Here is a 20,912-nt window from a genome sequence, read left to right on the forward strand (position 1 = left end):
AAGCTCAGTTGTCTGGTAATGATGGCGAAGAGGTCACACCCGTTCCCATACCGAACACGGAAGTTAAGTTCTTCAGCGCCGATGGTAGTAGGGGGCTTCCCCCTGTGAGAGTAGGACGTTGCCAGGCAAGTTTTATTTTATTATTTGGTCCCGTGGTGTAGCGGTTAACATGCCTGCCTGTCACGCAGGAGATCGCCGGTTCGATCCCGGTCGGGACCGCCATTTAATTTAAACTTACAAACCGATTCGGGGATTTCCCTGGATCGGTTTTTTTATATTTATATGCATAGAGTGTGCGGTTCTACTTAATTTCCGTTACACTGATAACATCACTAGAAAAGGATCGGATTCTCTTATGAAGAAACACATTCATGTCACTTCGGTTTTGGAAACCATCCAGCTTGCCGAACAATTGGCTCAGCTGCTTTCGCCGCCAGATGTCATTACGCTAGAAGGGGATTTAGGCGCAGGAAAAACGACGTTCACTCAAGCGTTGGCAAAAAGCCTGGGCGTTACGCGTACTGTTAGCAGCCCTACTTTCACGATTATTAAACAATATGAAGGGACTACTCATCCTTTGAACCATTTAGATGTCTATCGCTTAGCGGACAGTGATGAGGACTTAGGATGGGACGAACTTTTTTATGGGGATGCGATTTCCATTGTGGAATGGGCACAGTATATTGAACCGGAGCTGCCGGAAAATCGTTTAGGCATCAAAATTACGCGAACCGGTGATACAGCGCGTCTGATTGAATTAGAACCCATCGGAAGTCATTTTATTAAGATTTGTGAGGCGATATCCCAATGATTTGGTTAGGAATTGATACATCCAATGCACCGTTATCCGTTGCGCTCGTACAAGATGGGCGAATTTTGTGCGAACAAACGTCAACTTTTTCAAAAACTCATTCGATCCAAGCAATGCCAGCTATTGAATGTCTTTTAAGTGATGCCAACTTAAGACCAACCGATTTAGAAGCCATTGCGGTGTCTGAAGGACCGGGTTCTTATACAGGCGTTCGAATTGGCGTTACTCTCGCTAAAACGCTCGCATGGACATTGGGAATTCCATTAGTTGGTGTTTCCAGCTTAGCCGTTCTTGCTGCGAATGCCGTGCCGTTTGAAGGTGTGATTTGTCCATTATTCGATGCACGGCGCGGAAATGTATTTAGTGGTGTATACAAATCTAAAGGTGAAAAACTTCATCCTATTTGGGAAGATCGCCATGGTTCACTGGAGCAATTGCTGTCTGACGTATCGTTCATTAACCAGCCGGTTTTGTTTATTGGACAAGATGTAGACATTCATAAAACAGCTATTAGTGCAGGACTAGGTGATCAAGCGGTATTTGCACCATTTCCACAACAGCTGCCGCGTGCTTCGCAATTGATAGATTTGGCTGAGCAGCGTATTCCGGCTTCTGATGTTCATCGGTTTGTTCCGAACTACCGTCGAATGACTGAAGCTGAAACAAATTGGCTCAATGAGCAAAAAACAGGTGAAGTTGAATGATTGACTCTATTGTATATCGCCCAATGCTTGCAAAAGATATTGACGATGTCGTTGCTACAGAAGTTGAAGTGTTTACCACGCCGTGGTCAGCTGAAGTATTTGAACATGAACTTACTGGCAATGACTATGCGACGTATATCGTAGCGGAATATGAACATGAAGTTGTAGGACACGTAGGGATGTGGGTCGTCCTTGATGAATGTCATATAACGAACGTAGCTGTACGTAAAAGTCGACAGGGGAATGGAATAGGGGAAGCGCTTATGCGCCAGGCTATGGACCTTTGTCGAAATAATGGGGTACGGGCGATGTCTCTTGAAGTACGTGTTACGAACGAAACTGCACAAAACTTATATCGTAAGCTTGGCTTTCAGCCGGGCGGTATTCGTAAAAACTATTATTCTGACGACCATGAAGATGCGCTCGTCATGTGGGTGGAATTGATATGAAACGAGACGTATATATTTTAGGAATTGAAACAAGCTGTGATGAAACTGCAGCTTCGGTTGTTAAAAATGGTTCAGAGATTATTTCGAATGTGGTGGCTTCTCAAATTGAGAGCCAGAAGCGGTTCGGAGGCGTCGTGCCTGAAATTGCTTCGCGTCACCATGTGGAAGAAATCACTCTGGTTATTGAAAAAGCGCTGCAAGATGCAGAGTTGGCTCCTGAGGAGTTAGATGCTGTAGCCGTTACTGAAGGTCCGGGACTCGTAGGCGCACTGCTTGTAGGGATTAACGCCGCAAAAGCATTTGCGTTTGCGAACAGTCTCCCAATTATCGGTGTTCATCATATCGCTGGCCATATCTATGCCAATCAGTTGATGCAGCCGATGGAATTTCCATTGTTGGCGCTGATTGTCTCAGGCGGGCATACTGAAATGGTCATCATGAAAGACCATGGTTCGTTTGAACTTATCGGGGAAACGCGTGATGATGCAGCAGGTGAAGCATACGACAAAGTGGCCCGTGTACTTGGTTTACCTTATCCAGGAGGTCCACACGTAGATCAGTTGGCGCTAGCTAGTACGTCAGCTGTGGAGTTCCCAATTGCTTGGCTTGAGAAAGATTCATATGATTTCAGTTTTAGCGGATTGAAATCATCTGTCATTAACTATAAACACAACTTAGAGCAACGTGGTGAAACGTTAGACGCTGAAGCAGTCGCAGCCGGATTCCAGAAAAGTGTTGTGGAAGTACTGACAGTAAAAGCAGTAAAAGCTGCCAAAGAGTATAATGTGAAGCAAGTGATTGCAGCAGGCGGTGTGGCTGCAAACAAAGGCTTAAGATCATCATTGGAAGTCGCTTTTGCACAAGAAGACATTCCATTTTCTGTTCCGCCGATTTCGCTGTGTACAGATAATGCTGCAATGATTGCCGCAGCAGGCACTCAAATGTTTTTAAGCGGCGTACGGAGTGAGTTGTCGATGAATGGAAGACCCGGTATGCAGTTAACTTCATGGAACGAGTAAGCTTAACACGAAATTCGTCAAATTCAGACGAATTTCGTTTTTTTTTGATAACGAGAATATTTCATTTGTCAATAGAGAACATTCGTACTTATGCACAATTTGTGGATAGTTTGTGCATAAGACCACGACTAGTTGATAAAATAGGTTACTAGAATGGATAACTATGTGGATTAAAAATGATGTTTGTGTGGATAACGTGGATAACTTTGTGAATTGCGATAAAACCGCTGTTGGCAGTGTGGAAAAGATTGTGGGTAACTAATTATCGATAATGTCGAACTCAGAAGGACAACTGTTGACCCGTGACGGATTCTACGGTTTTCTGCAGATCTTCAATATTTTTGTCCAACCGAGACAACTCATAAGAAAAAGCAGCGAATCGCTCCGCTGCTTTTATCTTTTAAACTGTTTCTATTTCTTCCTGTAGTTCTAGCCATTCATCTGCCAGTGAATCGTGATCAGTTTGTAACTCATCGATTGTTGCTTGAAGTTCCATGAGCTTTACATGGTCATCTGCATACTCAGGCCGGACTAATTCACCTTGCAGCTGCGCAATCTGTTCATCTAACTCAGCCATTTTTGTTTCTGACTGTTCGATTGCACGCTTTAACCTTCGTTCTTGTTTCTGCCGTTCTTTATCCACTTCTTGGGGTTTACTCTTTACTGCCGCTGCAGGTTGCTGCGCAGCTAGGGATTCCGCAAGCAGTTCTTCTTGTTCAGCCTTCTTTTCAACAAAGTAGTCATAGTCTCCGAGGTATTCCACGGCACCTGAATCACTAAGGTCAAATACTTTTGTTGCAATCCGGTTGATGAAATACCGGTCGTGGGAGACGAATAGAATCGTTCCTGGGAAGTCATCTAATGCGTTTTCAAGAACTTCCTTACTGTCGAGATCCAAATGGTTTGTCGGCTCATCGAGTACTAGCGTATTCGACTTCTCCAGCATTAGTTTTGCAAGTGAAAGACGTGCTTTCTCCCCGCCCGAAAGTGATTGCACAGGTTTACCTACATCATCGCCAGTAAACAGGAAGCGTCCGAGCAACGTCCGGATGTCTTTTTCATTCATCAACGGCCAGTCATCCCAAATTTCTTGAAGGACCGTACCTGAACCAACTAACGTGGCCTGATTCTGATCGTAATACCCAAACTGGACGTTGGTACCATAACGGATTTCGCCTGCTAACAACTCTTGTCTTTTCACGATAGTTTTTAATAGTGTCGACTTGCCAACACCATTCGGACCGAGTATCGCAATCCGATCTTGTTTGTATATGCGCATATCGATATTCGCTGACACGGGGTTCCCGTTATACCCAACCGCAGCCTTTTCGATGGCAAGTACATCATTCCCACTCGGTCTGTCGATTGTAAACGAGAAGTTCGCAGATTTTTCATCGCCATCCGGCGAGTCCATCCACTCGGTTCTTTCTAATTGTTTACGACGGCTTTTCGCCATTTTACTAGTAGAAGCACGTGCAATATTTTTTTGGATGAAATCTTCGAGCTTTGCTTTCTCGCTCGATTCTCTTTCAAACAGTTTACGATCTTTTTCATAGTTCTTCGCTTTTTCGTCCAAATAGGCGCTGTAGTTCCCTGTGAAGCGCGAGACTTTACGTCGTGAGACTTCGTAAACCAAGGTAACAACTTGGTCAAGGAAGTATCTATCGTGCGACACGATGAGGAGAGCCCCTTCATACGATTTTAAATACGTTTCTAACCAGCTGAGTGTTTCGATGTCGAGATGGTTAGTCGGCTCATCGAGAATCAGCAGGTCAGGTTTGCTTAACAACATCTTGGCTAGTGCAAGACGCGTTTTTTGACCGCCTGAAAGAAGGTCAACAGGCTTCTCATAATCGTCAGGGAAGAAGCGCATACCATGCAGGATGGAACGCGTGTCCGACTCGTATTGGTAGCCTCCGCTGTCTTTGAATTCGACTTGCAGCGAATCATATTCGCCCATGATGCGGCCTGAAGTAGCAGGATCGTTGTAGACTTCAGGGTCTGCCATCTGGGCCTCTAGAGCACGCAGACGACGTTCCATTGCTTGCAGCGGTTCAAATACGGTCATCATCTCTTGCCATACAGTCAGCTCGGAATCGAGCCCGCTATGCTGTTCAAGATATCCGACACGAATCCCTTTAGGAACTATGATATCCCCAGAATCCGCAGTTAGTTCACCAGCAATTATTTTTAATAGGGTGGATTTTCCGGCCCCGTTTCTTCCAACAAGTGCGACACGGTCCCTATGCTGGACTTCCAATTTCACATTTTCAATTATGTCAGTGCCTGAAAACGACTTCGTTACACCGTTCACTTGCAAGATAATCATCGTTTCACCTCTATTTTCATTCTTCTTAAGTTTACTGGAACGGACGTGGCGGTGCAAACACTGGCTTTACAACCACACCTAAGTCCTGTAGGATAGAAGCGATTCGATACAGCAGCAGGAGGTTTACGATGGCTGAAGAACAAGTTAAAATTCCCCAGGCAACGTCAAAACGCTTGCCGTTGTACTATCGATTTTTACAAAATTTCGCGAATAGCGGGAAGAAACGTGTTTCTTCAAGCGAACTTAGCGAGGCCATGAAGATCGATGCAGCGACCATTCGTCGCGATTTTTCACATTTTGGTGCACTCGGCCGTAAAGGCTACGGTTACGATGTGGATCATCTTGTCGGCTTTTTTAGAAAGACACTCGACCAAGACGAAGCAACAGATGTTGCCTTGATAGGCGTTGGAAGTCTCGGTCATGCGTTCATGAAATACAATTTCCACAAGAATCATAATACACGTATCGTCATTGCGTTTGACCCGAAAGCGCCGCATGAAGGGAAGATGGTGGCAGATATACCTGTCTATCATCCGGATATGATTGAAGAGAAACTGACGGAACTTGGGATTGAAATGGTGATTTTAACCGTTCCTTCGCGTGCTGCCCAGAAAGTAACCGATCGTCTTGTTGAGGTAGGCGTTAAAGGAATCCTCAACTTCACAACAATCCCGCTAACGGTGCCAGAGTCCATAAGGGTTCACACAATTGACTTGTCTGTTGAGTTGCAATCTCTTATCTATTTCATAAAAAATGACGTAAAAGATTCACAATTATAAGCCTGCATGGATAGTCAATTCGTGCAAAATGATGTAGAATAGACATATTCAGAGGGAGGTGTCCGAGATGTCACCAGGTATTGGAAGTCTACTTATTATTGCTGTCATTGCCCTTCTCATTTTCGGACCGAAAAAGTTGCCTGAAATCGGCAAAGCATTCGGTTCTTCACTAAGAGAGTTTAAAAATGCGACAAAGGGTCTTGTAGAAGACGACGACGCAAAAACAGATGTTAAAAAAGTGGAAGACAAGAAAGAAGTGCTCTAAGTTAGGATGTCTGTCCAATGGAAGAACGTACGCTAACCATTATTGAACATATAGAAGAAATTAGAAAACGGCTGATTACGATCGTCGTTTTCTTTGCAGTTTCAGTCATTGGAGGATTTTTGCTGGCAAAGCCGCTCATTAAATTCTTGCAATCCAATGGACCTGCTGCAGATTTACCGTTAAATGCATTTAACGTGATTGATCCGATTGCCATCTACTTAAAGGTAGTGGTGTTCATCGGGATTATCATTATTTTACCGATTATTATGTACCAATTTTGGGCGTTCGTTTCTCCGGGACTGTTAGATACGGAACGACGGGTGACGCTCAGCTATATCCCTTTTGCATTCTTCCTGTTCTTATCGGGAATTGCATTTTCCTACTTTGTATTACTGCCGTATGTCATTCAATTTATGGAAACTCTTTCCGCAGATCTGGGGATTACGCAAACAATCGGCATCAATCAATACTTCTCGTTCCTGTTCCAAATCTTGCTGCCGTTTGGATTCGTGTTTCAATTACCCGTGGTGTTATTATTCTTATCCCGTCTGGGCTTTTTGAATCCGAATGTCTTGACGAAATTCAGGAAAGTCGCGTACTTTGTCCTGTTCGTCATTGCAGCCTTCATAACGCCACCTGATTTGGTATCGCATTTGTTTGTCACACTTCCATTGTTCTTGCTATACGAAGTGAGTATTATCATTGCTCGTGTCGGGTACAAGAAGTTCTTGAAAGCGGAACAATTGCGCATTAAAGAAGAGGAAGAGGCAGAACGTGAGCGGTTGTTTGCAGAAGCAAAAGCTGAACAGCAGCGCCAGATTGATGAAGTGAATGCACGCATGAATAACGAGGACAACTAAAAAGACTTGCTGGCCGGGTTCCGGTTCGCAAGTCTTTTTTTTGTTATCTATACACCGTTTACCAAAAGTGCTGGAACAATGTGATTACAGACTCTTGGAGCTTTTGCAGTTCCAAGATTTTATCTTTATTCAGCGTGACAATCATGACAAATCCATTCATAAGCATGTGCGCAATCATAGGTGTCCAAATCCGCTTGGTTTTATAGTATATATAGGAAAATACAAGACCTGGCATGAGATAGACGAGAATGTGCTCGAGTTCGTTGTGAACAGCTGCAAAGATAAGCGCGCTGGCAAGAGCCGCGATCCAGAAGTTGGTTTTCGTATAGATCCCGCCGAATACAACACGGCGAAATACGATTTCTTCAAGTATCGGTGCGAAAAGAACGATACAGATGATTAAGATCGGTGCGACTTCAGCTACTTTTGTAAGTCGAGCCGTATTGTCTGAGCCATTCGTAATGCCAATAGCTTGCTCAATGTATCCGGCGAGCATTTGTCCAAGTAAGGCTAAGAAAAAACCGAGCACACCCCAAACAATGGATTTTGAAATAGGGGCTTTCTTTCCTTTAAAGACTGTCCAAAATTTCTTATCGGTTCGGATGACCAGTAAGAAGGCGATGATCGCTAAAACATTTGCAATGAATAAACCCCAAGCCGTCCCTTGAAAAGCGGCTTCTTTCGTTTCAAGTCCATTTGCAGCGAATAGTTTAATCATCCCTTGTGCAATCGGCAAACTGCCGAATTGCATCGCGATATATAAAAGGAGGATGGTTATGTAGAGCATCCAAGGTTTGATCGTTTTTTGTTTCAAAAAAATCGTTCCTTTCCATCTAAGTATTGATAAGTGTATCGGTTTTATAAAAGAAGCGCAAAGAGTAAGAAATAACGATTTGTTTTACTTGCAATTCAGTCACTGATTTATTATGATAGTAACTGTGTTAGCACTCCTGTTAAGTGAGTGCTAAATAAGAAAAAAGAAGAACCGTTAGAGGAGGGTGTTTCATTTGTTGAAACCATTAGGTGATCGTATTGTAATTGAACTAATCGAAGTGGAAGAGAAAACGTCAAGCGGCATCGTATTACCAGATTCCGCAAAAGAAAAACCGCAAGAAGGTAAAGTCATTGCAGTCGGTACAGGCCGCGTTCTCGAAAACGGCCAGCGTGTCGAGCTTGAAGTAAAAGAAGGCGACCGCATCATCTTCTCAAAATATGCAGGTACTGAAGTTAAATATGAGGGCAACGAATACTTAATTTTACGTGAGAGCGACATTCTAGCAACTATCTAAGAATGCGCATCACTTTTAAAAACGAACAAATATTAGGAGGGACTCATTCATTATGGCGAAAGAAATTAAATTCAATGAAGACGCACGCAGCGCAATGTTGCGCGGTGTCGATACATTAGCAGATGCTGTAAAAGTAACACTCGGACCAAAAGGACGTAACGTGGTTCTTGAAAAAAGTTTCGGTTCACCACTTATCACGAATGACGGCGTAACGATTGCAAAAGAAATCGAACTCGAAGACGCATTTGAAAACATGGGTGCAAAACTTGTTGCTGAAGTCGCTTCAAAAACAAACGAAATCGCGGGTGACGGTACGACAACTGCAACGGTTCTTGCGCAAGCCATGATCCGTGAAGGATTGAAGAACGTTACTGCGGGTGCGAACCCTGTTGGAATCCGTAAAGGAATCGAGTCAGCAGTAGCAACAGCAGTTGAAGAATTGAAAGGTATTTCCGATGAAATCGAAAGCAAGCAAGAAATTGCACAAGTTGCTGCAATCTCTTCTGGCGACGAAGAAGTCGGTAACCTCATTGCTGAAGCAATGGAGCGCGTTGGAAACGACGGCGTTATTACACTTGAAGAATCTAAAGGCTTCACGACAGAGCTTGACGTTGTAGAAGGTATGCAATTCGACCGTGGATATGCATCTGCATATATGGCAACGGATACAGATAAGATGGAAGCGGTTCTCGACAATCCATATATCTTGATTACAGATAAAAAGATTAATAATATCCAAGAAATCCTTCCGGTACTTGAGCAAGTCGTTCAACAAGGCAAGCCGTTGTTGATGATCGCTGAAGACGTTGAAGGCGAAGCACTTGCGACACTTGTGGTGAACAAGTTACGCGGTACGTTCAATGCAGTTGCAGTAAAAGCCCCTGGATTCGGAGATCGTCGTAAAGCAATGCTTGAAGACATCGCGATTCTAACAGGCGGAGAAGTGATTACAGAAGACATCGGGCTTGACTTGAAGTCTACTGAAATTACACAACTTGGACGCGCTTCTAAAGTTGTTGTGACAAAAGACAACACAACAATTGTTGAAGGAACAGGTGATGCGGATACAATCGCAGCACGCGTTGGTCAAATCCGTTCACAGCTTGAAGAGTCTACTTCTGAGTTCGACAAAGAGAAACTACAAGAACGTCTAGCGAAACTTGCTGGCGGTGTAGCAGTGATCAAAGTCGGCGCAGCAACTGAAACAGAATTGAAAGAACGCAAACTTCGCATCGAAGACGCACTGAACTCAACACGCGCAGCAGTTGAAGAAGGTATCGTTTCTGGTGGGGGAACAGCGCTTATCAACGTATACAAAAAAGTGGAAACTTTGCTTGAAGGCGTAGAAGGCGACGTCGCTACAGGCGTGAAAATCGTCCTTCGTGCACTCGAAGAGCCAGTACGTCAGATCGCTACAAACGCAGGTCTTGAAGGTTCAATCGTCGTAGATCGCTTGAAGCGTGAAGAAGTCGGCATCGGCTTCAACGCAGCAAACGGCGAGTGGGTCAACATGGTCCAAGCGGGTATCGTGGATCCAACAAAAGTAACGCGTTCCGCACTACAAAACGCAGCATCTGTTGCAGCGATGTTCCTATCGACTGAAGCAGTAGTTGCGAACTTACCAGAACCAGCTGGTGCAGGCGGCATGCCTGACATGGGCGGTATGGGTGGAATGGGCGGCATGATGTAAGTCAGCCGTCTTCAATAGAAAACGTCAATTCCTTTTGGGGAGTTGGCGTTTTTTATTTAGATAAAATCGGGGGTGGGTGGACGGTTGTTGATCTGCGTTTCAGGTACGCGCTCTCCGCGAGCTTGCCCTTAGCCGAAGATACAACTCCCGAACAATTTTAAATAAACACGAAGGTTTGTTGCACATGTAGCTAGTATCATTCATACTTAATCATTTTTCCTGCTCATTGTAATGGAAGTGAATTAAAACTTCTTTGTTGACTTATTATTTTAATGATGCTAATTTATATTAAGGATAACAGGAGTCCTTAATATCTCTTTAATAAATGGAAAGGAGAATCAGAATGAAATACTCAAATGCCACAAATTATGCTTTGCACACGATGGTGTATTTAATTCATTTGCCACAAGGTAACACGGTAGGGGTTCAGGAGTTGGCGAAAATTCAAAAGCTGTCTCCGACATATCTGTCAAAAATTCTAACCAAGCTGACAAAAGCGGGGTTGATCGAATCGACACCAGGAGTAAAGGGCGGCTATAAAATTTCCAGGTTTCAAAATGAAGTTTCGTTTTTTGATGTCATCAAAGCGATTGAGGGAGACACCAACCTGTTTGATTGTTCAATTCACCATGAAGGGTGCCTGATCGAAGAAACGATGCAGCAAGCAGAAGAAAATATGAAAAAAGAACTCCAGTCAAAGCTTCTCATTGATATTGTTAAAAAAGCAGAGGCCGAACGTTCGGTGGAAACGAACCAGTAAAAGCAACGGAAGGAGATGGACAAATGTTATTGGATTGTGCAGTGATTGGCGGAGGACCAGCGGGGCTGAATGCTTCTTTGGTTCTCGGAAGGTCAAGAAGGAAAACTATTCTGTTCGATGATAACAAGCCCAGAAATGCCGTGACTTCGGAATCCCACGGGTTTATCACGCGTGATGGTATCAACCCACAGGAATTGAAACGAATTGCCCGGGAAGAATTGGGCAATTATCCCGACGTTAAAATCGAAAAGCAGCGGGTGCTGAGCGTAGCCAAGAAAAATGGCGTATTCCAGATCACAGCTGAGGACGGAGGAATCCATAATGCTAAAAAGGTCATACTAGCGACGGGATTCAAGGAAGTTCTGCCGGATATCCAATCAATAAAAGAGTTTTACGGAACCAGTTTGTTTAGCTGTCCATTTTGCGACGGCTGGGAATTGAGAGACCGTCCCCTTGCGGTGATCTCAGAAAATCAGCCAGCTTTTCATCTGGCGAAAGTAGTATCGAACTGGACGGATAATTTGATAGTGTGCACCAATGGTAAAAGAACGCTTTCTGCAGATGAAAAAGTAATACTTGAAAGCAAGGGGATAAAAGTTTACGAGAAAAAGATTCGTTCGTTAATCGGTGAAAAGGGGTGCCTGCAAAAAATCGAGTTTGATGGCGGAGAAGCGGTGCTGAGCGACGGTGGATTTGTCCTGCCGGAATGGGTGCAAGCAACTGACATTGGTATACAGTTAGGATGCAACCTGAACGAGCGTGGAGGCATTGAAACAGATAGTTGGAAAAAGACAACCGTTGAGGGTCTTTATGCATGTGGTGATACTTTGATGGCCGGGCCGTCTCAATTGATTCTTGCTGCTGGAGAAGGCAGTATGGCTGCAATCAGCATTAATGGAGCACTGATTGAAGAAAAGTTTAGGGAATAGAATGACCTGGATAATTGATTAAGCAAAAAAGGTAGGCCAATCTGTAGCCAGGCAACTTACTTAGTTAGGGAATAGACATTCCAATGATTTATATAAGTTTCAAAAAAATTTATGTCAATTGTAGATAAAGAATACCTTTAATGGTTTTAATGTAAACAAACAGAATTCTGCTGGATTTAGGCAGGAACACGAAATAAGAATCACGGAAGGACTCCTCAGAAGGAGAAGAACAGTTTGTACTCTTTCAACAATATCCTGACGCATTACAGGCCAGTGTTTGTTTCTTACTTCTAATTTTTTATACACGAAGAAAGGGAAGGGTTTATTGCAGAGGGAACAATGCCGTAGATTTTTGTAGATGGTAAAGGTTAATCCGTCTCTATCATGAAGTGTCAGGATTCTGATGCTGAATCCATCAAACGCTGGATTAATGAAGAAGGATCTCTTTGTAGGGAAGGTTATGCGGCTCTTTAATTTTTTTGATAGCAATGTTTGAATCGCACACGTTATAGCAAGGCAAGTCAGAGAAACACTATTGACATAAGTATCCAAATTTAAATTAAGATCGTAAAGGTTTTAGAAAACAGTAATCAAAGGAGAATTTATCATGAATCAAAAATTACAGAAAAAGATCCAAAATTTAGAGAGCATAAAACGACTTCCAGCAGAGGAGTTCTTTAAATTCCTACAGCTTAATAAAGAAGACGAACTCTTAGATCTTGGAGCGGGAGCAGGATATATAAGCCTTTCTATTGCTGACTATGTGAAAAAAGTTGTGGCGTTTGATTTTGATAAGGATGTTTTAGATTATCTAGAAAACAAAGCCAAAGATAAAGGAATAACAAACATAGAAACAGCTGCCGGAGATTTTAAAGCAATGCCCTTAGCTAGCAATAAATTTGATAAAGCTGTCGCTTCAATATCATTGCATGAAGTTCCCCCACTTTCATTGGTTTTAAGTGAAATTCACAGGGTGCTAAAGGATAAAGGAATATTTTTATGTATCGATCTAGAGAAAACAGATCACCCCACAGGGCCAAGAGTTCCTTCTCAGGAAATGGAGGCGGAAATTCGCAAAGCAGGTTTCAGCATCAAAGAAACAGTTCATTCACCAACACCGATTGCTAATCAACCTGTTTATATTATTGTGGCACAGAAAAATAATTAAAAGAAAAACTAGTCATTAAGGTCACAACTTAATGGCTAGTTTTATTATAAAGAATAACTGCCTATATAAGACACAACTCCAAAACGATTTTAAATAGTATTCAAGTTGTAAGGTGCACAGACGACGATTTTTTATTATCAGAACAAATAGATTGCTTCTGTACTTTAGGATGCGTAAGGTTAGAAATATAGTATAGGAGGGGTTACCTTGAAGAATATTACATTAAATAATGGCATCGCTATGCCGATCATTGGAAGTGGTACAAATACGTACGGGAAAGAAGGGAACGAGTATAGAGGTGCTTTAAGAGGAGACACGCAAGAAGTCGACTGGGCGATTGACAATGGGTACCGTCATTTTGACTCTGCTCAAGTGTATAACAATGAAGAAGTGCTTGGACAAGGCATTGCGAACTCGCAACTTCCGCGTGAGGATTTTTTTATCACGACTAAGCTAAATACCTTCGAGGGGTTTGCTGGTGCGGATTGGGCTCATGCTGAAATTGAAAAGAGTTTAGAGAAACTGCAAACAGATACAATCGATCTATTTCTTCTTCACAACCCTTGGGATAACCCTACTGAGATGCTCGAAGCTTGGGGAATTTTAGAAGACTATTATAAGCGCGGTGTGTTTAAGGCAATTGGAGTTTCGAACTTTAAGGAAGAACACCTCGATTTACTTCTTGACAATGCCGCTGTGCGACCAGCAGTGAATCAAATAAAATCTCAAGTCGGCACATGGAATGAAGCGTTGATTGCGTATAATAAGAAAAATAATATTGACACTGTCGCATGGTCGCCACTCGGCGGAATCGATGAACAAGCTAAGCAGACTTTAGAGGAAATCGGAAACCAGTACGGAAAAACGTTTGCACAAGTTGTGTTGCGTTACAACATTGAGCGTAATGTGATCGTCATTCCTAAGTCACATAATAAAGAGCGCCAAGCACAAAGTTTAGCGATTTTTGACTTTGAACTTACAGAAAACGATCGTGAATTAATTAGCAAATTATAAAAAGCCATTCCCTCCACAAAAGCGGAGGAAATGGCTTTTCTTCATGAAGCGCAAAACTCCTTGTTACAGTTTTGCCCAACGTTCTTCTAACCAGTTCATGAAATTTTCACCTTTGTCGCCTTCATACGCATCATATACATCTAAACGCATACGTTTTAGTTTATCTGCAAAGTCTGCCACTGTATGGTCCTTAGGCAAGCTTTTTTTCACTCTTAAAAAAATCTTGTCAGTACCTTTGATAATATCAAAACGCGCAGGCGATGGCTTCTCAACGTCCTCACCGAACGCTATAAGTGCTTCATAGGCTGCTAATTGCACCTTGCTGACAGTATCGTGCTGCATACGATTTTTCAGTAAATCTATGACTTTTTCATGTTGATAAGCAGATAACACTTCGACTGCGTTTAATCGTTCTCGCCAGCTAGAAGTATAATTGGCCTGTTTTTTTAATGTATCGTACTGTTCAGGTAATGTTGTTTCAAACTGTTTCAAGTGATTGCACCTCTTTTTTTAACTGAATGAAAAATGAATTCTTCTTCTGCCTCTCTTAGTATACGTTGTCTGGATGACAATAGCGATGCCTCGTTGGAGAAAATCTATTAAATCGTTATCTGTACAAGACATAACTACAAAGCATTTCCAAATAGTGTTCGAATTGAACGGTGCACAGGCGTGACCATCTGCATTTCCTTGTAAACGAATTTTTAATATCACTATTCACCCTGTACTTTTATATCTATACTAGAAGAAGCGAACTAAAAAGGAGCGGATTACTTTGGGGGACATCCAAACGCGCAATAATGTTAAGGTCTCGGGTCAAGGGGAACAAACAATTTTACTTGCTCATGGTTTCGGTTGCGATCAGAGTATGTGGCATTACATCGTACCTGAGTTAGCGAAACAGTACCGAATTGTGTTATTCGATTATGTTGGCGCTGGAAATTCAGAGATCTTGGCCTATGAGTCTGAAAAATATAGTACCGCACATGGCTATAAGCAAGACATCTTAGATATTATAGACGAGTTGGAATTGAAAGATATTCACTTTGTAGGTCATTCTGTCAGTTCGATGATTGGGATGTTAGCCGCCATCGAGAGACCAGAAAGCTTCAACAAGTTTGTTATGGTTGGCCCTTCCCCATGCTACATCAACGAGCCGGGATATGTCGGAGGTTTTGAAAAAAGCGATATTTCGGAACTGTTGACGATGATGGAGATGAATTTCACAGGATGGGCTAGCTACCTAGCGCCCATTGTTACGGATCCTGAGAAAAGTCCCCAGCACACGAAAGATTTGGAGAACAGTTTTGCTTCCGTAGATCCTCAAATTGCGAGAGAGTTTGCGGAAATGACTTTTCTGTCCGATCATCGGGAGAGCTTAGCGCTGATGACCATTCCCACTTTGATACTTCAGTGCTCTGAAGATAGTATTGTTCCGCTTGAAGTAGGGGAGTATTTACATGAGCATTTATCAGGAAGCCTATTGAAGGTAATGAATGTGAAAGGTCATTATCCTCAAATAAGCGAACCGTTGAAAACTAGAGAGCTGATAGAAACGTTTTTACGCCATAAATGTTGAAGGGGACGATTTTTAGTGGACGAACGCTTAAGTGAGGCGCCTTGTGGTTTTATCAGTATGGACCCGAGCGGTTCAATCCTTGAAGTAAATAATCGTTGCCTGAACTGGCTCGGGTATATGGAGAAGGACCTTATAGGAAAGCATGTAGAGGCCCTTTTAACCAACGTTAACCGGATGCTCATCCATACCTACTTTTTTCCGACCATCCAGCTGCACGGGGCTGTGGAAGAGTTTTATATTAATTTGAAGAACTCTGATGGAGATTCCATCCCGGTTCTATTGAATGCGAGCCGTTCTATGAGAAAGGAAAAAGAAGTGATTGATTGTATGTTCATCCAGATGAAGCAGCGCATCAATTACGAAATGGAATTACGCTCACTTCAGAAAACAACAGAAGAAGCATTTACTCAATTAGAGAAAATTTACATGGAAATCGCAAAGAAACAAGCGGAAATCTTAGACATGAATGATGAGCTCTTAAAACTGTCTAATACAGATAAGCTTACGGGAATTCCGAACAGACGCTTTTTCCAGGAAGAAATGGAATATCATATGAACCGATTCACTAAAGAGGGAATTGTGTCTTCGTTATTAATGGTGGATATTGATCACTTCAAAAGGGTAAATGATACATACGGTCATCTTGCGGGAGATCGAGTGCTAGTTCAACTAGCGGGACTTCTGAGACAGGAAATTTGTAAAGAAGACTGCGTTGCGCGTTTGGGCGGTGAAGAATTTGTCATTATTCTTCCGAATACCGAAGCTGAAGAAGCCATGAAACTGGCGGTTAAGCTCAATAACGCAATAGCTGCTGCCAACTGGGAAATTATTGATCACTTAACGGTTAGTATCGGCGCAGCGACATTTACAGGAAATGATAATGAAACAACTATTGTAAATCATGCCGATCAGGCGTTGTACCAAGCTAAAGAAATCGGCCGCAATTGCGCAATTCATTTTGATGACTTAGATTTACGTTCCTAAAAAAGAGCTGCTGATTAGCGCATTCATCAATAAAATTCATTCAATACCCTCCATCTTCGATTGAAACGGAGGATTCAGGGTATAGACTATTGGAAGTATATTTTACAAAATCATGTAAGCGTACTAATCACAAGGAGTGTGTCTGAAATGAAAGCAATCGTAATTGAACAATATGGCGGTTCGGAACAGTTGGTGGAGAAAGACCTGCCAAAACCGGAGATTCAAAATCAGCAAGTGTTAATTGAAATGCATGCCACGTCTATTAATCCGATTGACTGGAAAGTACGGGAGGGGTATATGAAAGACGCGATGCCTTTTGAATTTCCGTTGATCTTAGGTTGGGATGCAGCGGGAGTAATCAGTGAAGTCGGAAGCAAAGTCACTCAGTTTAAAAAAGGGGACTTTGTATTCTCACGTCCTGCCATGGAAAACGGGACCTACAGCGAGTATGTGGCGGTCGACGAAGACTTAGTGGCGTTAAAGCCAGATCATCTTAGCTTTGAAGAAGCAGCCTCCGTACCGTTGGCAGGTTTGACGGCTTGGCAATGCCTGGTTGACTTTGGACAAGTGAAAAAAGGAGATAAGGTACTTATCCATGCGGGATCTGGCGGTGTAGGCAGCTATGCCATACAGATTGCCAAAAGCTTCGGAGCAACCGTTTTTTCTACAGCCAGCAGTAAAAATGAAGCATTTTTGAAAGAGCTCGGTGTGGATGAATTTATTGATTATAAAACCACTGATTTTGCAGATGTTGCAAAGGACGTTGACTTGGTAGTGGACACCATGGGCGGTGAAATTTTAGAAAAGAGCTTGGACGTCGTGAAAAAAGGCGGACGCCTCGTTTCAATCGCAGGTGAGCCAAATGCCGAGAAAGCGGAAGCCAATGGCATCACAGCGGAATCTCTATGGCTGAATCCGAATGGGAAACAGCTCGCAGAACTCGGAGAACTGATGGAAAAAGGACAAGTTAAACCACATATCGGTCATACATTCCCGTTAACAGAAGATGGATTGCGTGAAGCACACGATCTAAGTGCAACGCATCATGCAAAAGGTAAAATTGTCATTAAGATTAAGTGAAAAGAACCTGTGCACAAAACACTCATGAATGTTTAAACAAACACTAAATTTGTGGGGCAGGTACTTGTAAAAAGCAGCAAAGAGAGCCAGTGGCTTGTCTTTGCTGCTTTTTCCATTAAAATTTCTTCCGGAAGAAGGGAGTTTTTTTCAAAGCGATGGACAGCGGGATGGCAATCAGCAACCCGACGCCGCATTGAATGAGATCTCCTGGAATGGATGCGAGGGGTGCCGCCCAATTGTTGTACATGATGGCTTGCCCGATGTAGTACACGGCGAGCATGACCGGTATGGATGCAACGGCTGCTAGGATGTTGAGCAGGGTGTTTTCTCCTTGTTGGCCATTCGACCATGCGATTTTTCCGACGATGTAGCCTTGCAAGGCACGCGCGATGATCGTCGTGGGCGCCCAGATCATCCAGCCGCCGAAAATATCGAACATGCCCATTCCGATTGCTCCAGCAAGCGCTCCCTTTTTAGGGCCGAATAGAATGGCAACGGTGAAAAGCGCTGCTGTCCCTAAATGGATGAGGCCGCCTTGTCCGATCGGAAGCTTGATGTTGATGAAGACTGTGGACAATAATACAATGGTCGACAGGATAGCTGTCAGCACTAAATCCAACGTGTTTGTGCGTATTTGGGTCGATGTTTGGCGTTCTACTCTTTGCATGGGGAATCCATCTCCTCGCGTTATGGAAAGTTGATAATTCTTATTTTACTGAATGGCTGACCATCATAAAAGTGCCAGTTTGATTAAAGTGTTAGAGGTCAGTCGTGTGAGGAGGAAATTGAAATTTGCTGTATGCGTGGTTTCTCTTTCTTATGGTACGATGGAAGAAGTGAACGTATCGAAGAGTTAGGTGGGGGATTTATTGAAAAAAGTTGCGATCATCCAGGACATGTCTTCCTTTGGAAAGTGCTCGCTCACAGCGGCCATCCCCGTGTTATCTGTCATGGGGGTGCAGGCAGTACCTCTGCCGACTGCCATTTTAACGTCCCAGACAGAGTATCCGAGCTATTTTTGTGAAGATTTAACGGCTAAGATGCCTCATTTCACAGACGAGTGGCACAAGATGGGCGCTGCATTTGATGGGATTCATACGGGGTTTGTGACAGGAAAAGAGCAGATTGAAAATATTTTTTCTTTTTTACATACATTCTATAAGGAAGAGACAACGCTTCTCGTGGACCCGGTAATGGGGGACAGGGGACACATGTATGATGTGTTTACTGGGGAGTTGATCGGCTATATGAAGGAACTGGCGAAGCGTGCAGATGTCATTACACCGAATGTGACAGAATGTTGTTTATTGACAGGTCTGTCGTATGACAAACTGCAAACGTATCGGTCGAATGAGGAGTATGTAGCCGCCGTTGAGGACGCCGGTCGGCAGCTGCAGTCAGACACCGACGCAAAGGTCATCATCACTGGGTTGAATCCCCCGGCCCCATTAGGAAAAAGACGCATCGGCAACATGTACATCGATGGTGACCGCTCTTATACGAGATTTCAAGAGTATAACGGCAAGAGTTATTCAGGAACCGGGGATCTGTTCGCCTCTGTCGTGATGGGCGGTATGATGCGCGACCAGACCCCTGTAGAAACCATGGAGCTTGCAGATGAATTTTTAACTGCTGCCATCCAGTCGACATCCGAAGAGCAGATTCCCACTGTGGCCGGCGTGAATTTTGAATCGCATTTGAGGATGTTGCTGTAAAGTAGGCTTCTTGTACACAGTCGGCAAATCGAGCGTAAAGCACCCGTGTGAGAATATCACTTCTCATTCAGGTGCTTTTTGAATAATACAACAAAAAACATATAATAAGAGTTAGAGGAGTGAAACAAACAACTTAGTACTTTCCAGAAAGGATCGTGCTTATGAAAGGCCTACGGAAGATTGTCGAGGAAAGCTAGGATTCTATGAGTTTCTGGAAATATTGAGTCGCGTCCCGAGCACGAGACGATGAAATCGTGGGCGCGCGGGCAGTTGTATCGTGAGTTCGATCTAGACGTTGCAAATGCAATTTTCATTACGGGATATCAGGATGAGGAGAACAACGGCAGGAAGTTGCTTGCTTTCGTAGATGAGGAATCTCAGTCGCTTGAATTGAATGGGACAGCTCATAACGTGAAATGCCGGATTGGCAAATACGGACTTTCTGCGCATGCTGATGCAAACAAAATGGATCGGTTCATCCGCACGCTCGAACCTACATACACGTTGCTTGTTCATGGTGATGATGAGGCAAGGCAACGGTTGAGTGAGGTGCTGGATACACGGTACAACCCGATTCTAGTAGAGAACGGAGAGACCTGTCCGTTTGACAAACGGACTTCCGGCAAAGGGGTAAAAGGAAAGCGGTACACTCCAGTGAATAGTCACGCTCAGTTGAAGTCAAAAGTGGGACAAGTCGTCCTGTACCAAAAGGAAATGGGCGGTGCGTGGAAATTTGCGATCTGTACAGGTATTCATCCGAAAACGAATACACTTCATTGCCAAACGTTTAAAGGCAAATCGGTCCGGTTGCAGATGATCGAAGTAACCGATTTTTTAGGGAATTGGAATGGTCCGATCGATGAATTGAAACAGGCAGCGCAAGACGTTACTGCGTTCAGCCGACCATTTGTGGAAGTGTTAAACTGGAATCTTGCGGAGATAGGAAATCATTCGTTTGACCAGTAGGTGGAGATTCTCGGGATTTCGGATATAGAAGATCGGATTGCGCTTGCAATCAGCCTCCAAGCCCTTCCCGAAGAAAACCAAAGCCGTTCTGAAGGGACAACGTTCTATAAGCTGACGGAGGAAACAAAACGCAAACTGAAAGAACTGGACTTGCCGATTCAAGGGTTGCGGATGAACCAAATGGCAGCGATGGAAACGGTGCGGCAGTGTTTTCCGAGGAACCTAGGTTTTTACGGTGCGGTGTTCAAGGATTGGGCACTCAAGAAGAAACAATTGTTGTATCGTTCGATTTTCCAGATGTCGTCACTGACAAAGAAAGGGAAGTGTATCGAACTCTGACGAAGCAGGAAACAGGATGGGATCTCGAATACTCCAATTCCGTCCGACAAGACTTGCTTCAGCAAATGGTATCTACAAAATAATCCTATCTGTCTGGGAAATTAACAATCTAATAACGAATTCATTAGAGTAAGGTTTTTCTCTTGTGAAATTTTTCCGGCATATTTGAATTCAAGTCCGTCC

General features: G+C 43.4%; 23 protein-coding genes, 1 tRNA gene and 1 rRNA gene. 21 read left to right on the forward strand and 4 right to left on the reverse strand.

The genetic code is table 11. From position 1 onward, the window contains the following. Positions 1-11 precede the first annotated feature (11 nt). From rrf to tsaD, 6 genes are all read left to right on the forward strand, one after another. Positions 12-127 (forward strand): 5S ribosomal RNA (gene rrf / locus QT716_RS10605). A gap of 19 nt (positions 128-146) precedes the next feature. Beyond that, positions 147-222 (forward strand) — tRNA-Asp (locus QT716_RS10610). Between the two features lie 133 nt (positions 223-355). Then, entirely contained in the window at positions 356-811 is a 456-nt protein-coding gene (gene tsaE / locus QT716_RS10615; protein WP_317936030.1) for a tRNA (adenosine(37)-N6)-threonylcarbamoyltransferase complex ATPase subunit type 1 TsaE, read from the forward strand. Further along, positions 808-1,515 (forward strand): tRNA (adenosine(37)-N6)-threonylcarbamoyltransferase complex dimerization subunit type 1 TsaB, encoded by a 708-nt coding sequence (tsaB, locus tag QT716_RS10620; RefSeq protein WP_317936031.1) that lies wholly within the window; start codon positions 808-810, stop codon positions 1,513-1,515. The genes tsaE and tsaB overlap by 4 nt, the downstream gene beginning before the upstream one ends. After that, positions 1,512-1,964, forward strand: a complete 453-nt coding sequence (rimI, locus tag QT716_RS10625) for a ribosomal protein S18-alanine N-acetyltransferase (protein ID WP_317936032.1) — start codon at positions 1,512-1,514, stop codon at positions 1,962-1,964. The genes tsaB and rimI overlap by 4 nt, the downstream gene beginning before the upstream one ends. After that, the gene (tsaD, locus tag QT716_RS10630; protein ID WP_317936033.1) at positions 1,961-2,983 is read left to right on the forward strand and encodes a tRNA (adenosine(37)-N6)-threonylcarbamoyltransferase complex transferase subunit TsaD; all 1,023 of its coding nucleotides are present in this window, start codon (positions 1,961-1,963) and stop codon (positions 2,981-2,983) included. The genes rimI and tsaD overlap by 4 nt, the downstream gene beginning before the upstream one ends. Before the next feature lie 400 nt (positions 2,984-3,383). Here the strand turns inward: tsaD and QT716_RS10635 are convergent, their stop codons facing one another. Then, complete coding sequence (locus QT716_RS10635; protein WP_317936034.1) at positions 3,384-5,312, reverse strand: ABC-F family ATP-binding cassette domain-containing protein; 1,929 nt, start codon at positions 5,310-5,312, stop codon at positions 3,384-3,386. A 128-nt stretch (positions 5,313-5,440) separates the two neighbouring features. Here QT716_RS10635 and QT716_RS10640 point away from each other — a divergent pair, with 128 nt between their 5' ends. From QT716_RS10640 to tatC, 3 genes are all read left to right on the forward strand, one after another. Then, on the forward strand, positions 5,441-6,091 hold the full coding sequence (locus tag QT716_RS10640) for a redox-sensing transcriptional repressor Rex (protein WP_317936035.1): 651 nt from the start codon (positions 5,441-5,443) through the stop codon (positions 6,089-6,091). 67 nt (positions 6,092-6,158) lie between these two features. After that, complete coding sequence (locus QT716_RS10645) at positions 6,159-6,356, forward strand: twin-arginine translocase TatA/TatE family subunit (protein ID WP_317936036.1); 198 nt, start codon at positions 6,159-6,161, stop codon at positions 6,354-6,356. Between the two features lie 17 nt (positions 6,357-6,373). Next, positions 6,374-7,216, forward strand: a complete 843-nt coding sequence (gene tatC, locus QT716_RS10650; RefSeq protein WP_317936037.1) for a twin-arginine translocase subunit TatC — start codon at positions 6,374-6,376, stop codon at positions 7,214-7,216. Positions 7,217-7,274: 58 nt separating this feature from the next. Here the strand turns inward: tatC and QT716_RS10655 are convergent, their stop codons facing one another. Beyond that, a complete protein-coding gene (locus tag QT716_RS10655) occupies positions 7,275-8,030 on the reverse strand; it encodes a CPBP family intramembrane glutamic endopeptidase (protein WP_317936038.1) in 756 nt (251 codons plus the stop codon). 193 nt (positions 8,031-8,223) lie between these two features. On the opposite strand from QT716_RS10655, the gene groES reads away from it, so the two are divergent. From groES to QT716_RS10685, 6 genes are all read left to right on the forward strand, one after another. After that, the gene (groES, locus tag QT716_RS10660) at positions 8,224-8,505 is read left to right on the forward strand and encodes a co-chaperone GroES (RefSeq protein WP_317936039.1); all 282 of its coding nucleotides are present in this window, start codon (positions 8,224-8,226) and stop codon (positions 8,503-8,505) included. Between the two features lie 52 nt (positions 8,506-8,557). Continuing rightward, the gene (gene groL, locus QT716_RS10665; protein WP_317936040.1) at positions 8,558-10,195 is read left to right on the forward strand and encodes a chaperonin GroEL; all 1,638 of its coding nucleotides are present in this window, start codon (positions 8,558-8,560) and stop codon (positions 10,193-10,195) included. 343 nt (positions 10,196-10,538) lie between these two features. Then, the gene (locus tag QT716_RS10670) at positions 10,539-10,955 is read left to right on the forward strand and encodes an RrF2 family transcriptional regulator (protein ID WP_317936041.1); all 417 of its coding nucleotides are present in this window, start codon (positions 10,539-10,541) and stop codon (positions 10,953-10,955) included. 23 nt (positions 10,956-10,978) lie between these two features. Further along, positions 10,979-11,884 (forward strand): NAD(P)/FAD-dependent oxidoreductase, encoded by a 906-nt coding sequence (locus QT716_RS10675; protein WP_317936042.1) that lies wholly within the window; start codon positions 10,979-10,981, stop codon positions 11,882-11,884. 607 nt (positions 11,885-12,491) lie between these two features. After that, complete coding sequence (locus QT716_RS10680) at positions 12,492-13,052, forward strand: class I SAM-dependent methyltransferase (protein ID WP_317936043.1); 561 nt, start codon at positions 12,492-12,494, stop codon at positions 13,050-13,052. Between the two features lie 207 nt (positions 13,053-13,259). Beyond that, on the forward strand, positions 13,260-14,066 hold the full coding sequence (locus QT716_RS10685) for an aldo/keto reductase family protein (protein WP_317936044.1): 807 nt from the start codon (positions 13,260-13,262) through the stop codon (positions 14,064-14,066). 63 nt (positions 14,067-14,129) lie between these two features. Here QT716_RS10685 and QT716_RS10690 read toward each other — a convergent pair whose 3' ends face one another. Next, positions 14,130-14,558: a HEAT repeat domain-containing protein gene (locus tag QT716_RS10690; protein ID WP_317936045.1), complete on the reverse strand. Its 429-nt coding sequence runs from the start codon at positions 14,556-14,558 to the stop codon at positions 14,130-14,132. 283 nt (positions 14,559-14,841) lie between these two features. Between QT716_RS10690 and QT716_RS10695 the strand changes: the two genes are divergently transcribed. The 3 genes from QT716_RS10695 to QT716_RS10705 all read left to right on the forward strand — a co-directional run bounded on the left by QT716_RS10695 (position 14,842) and on the right by QT716_RS10705 (position 17,709). Beyond that, on the forward strand, positions 14,842-15,645 hold the full coding sequence (locus QT716_RS10695) for an alpha/beta fold hydrolase (RefSeq protein WP_398293189.1): 804 nt from the start codon (positions 14,842-14,844) through the stop codon (positions 15,643-15,645). Between the two features lie 15 nt (positions 15,646-15,660). After that, positions 15,661-16,629: a sensor domain-containing diguanylate cyclase gene (locus tag QT716_RS10700; RefSeq protein ID WP_317936046.1), complete on the forward strand. Its 969-nt coding sequence runs from the start codon at positions 15,661-15,663 to the stop codon at positions 16,627-16,629. A gap of 147 nt (positions 16,630-16,776) precedes the next feature. Continuing rightward, a complete protein-coding gene (locus QT716_RS10705; protein WP_317936047.1) occupies positions 16,777-17,709 on the forward strand; it encodes an NADP-dependent oxidoreductase in 933 nt (310 codons plus the stop codon). 115 nt (positions 17,710-17,824) lie between these two features. Here QT716_RS10705 and QT716_RS10710 read toward each other — a convergent pair whose 3' ends face one another. After that, positions 17,825-18,376, reverse strand: a complete 552-nt coding sequence (locus QT716_RS10710; protein ID WP_317936048.1) for an ECF transporter S component — start codon at positions 18,374-18,376, stop codon at positions 17,825-17,827. Between the two features lie 202 nt (positions 18,377-18,578). On the opposite strand from QT716_RS10710, the gene QT716_RS10715 reads away from it, so the two are divergent. The 3 genes from QT716_RS10715 to QT716_RS10725 all read left to right on the forward strand — a co-directional run bounded on the left by QT716_RS10715 (position 18,579) and on the right by QT716_RS10725 (position 20,729). Continuing rightward, positions 18,579-19,424 carry a pyridoxamine kinase gene (locus QT716_RS10715; protein WP_317936049.1) on the forward strand — a complete coding sequence of 282 codons (846 nt, stop codon included), beginning with the start codon at positions 18,579-18,581 and terminating at the stop codon, positions 19,422-19,424. 246 nt (positions 19,425-19,670) lie between these two features. Beyond that, positions 19,671-20,390, forward strand: coding sequence for an MBL fold metallo-hydrolase RNA specificity domain-containing protein (locus tag QT716_RS10720; protein WP_317936050.1), 720 nt, complete (start codon positions 19,671-19,673; stop codon positions 20,388-20,390). Then, entirely contained in the window at positions 20,391-20,729 is a 339-nt protein-coding gene (locus QT716_RS10725; protein WP_317936051.1) for a hypothetical protein, read from the forward strand. Positions 20,730-20,912 lie beyond the last annotated feature (183 nt).

Source organism: Sporosarcina aquimarina (genome assembly GCF_033253705.1).
GTDB lineage: Bacteria > Bacillota > Bacilli > Bacillales_A > Planococcaceae > Sporosarcina > Sporosarcina aquimarina.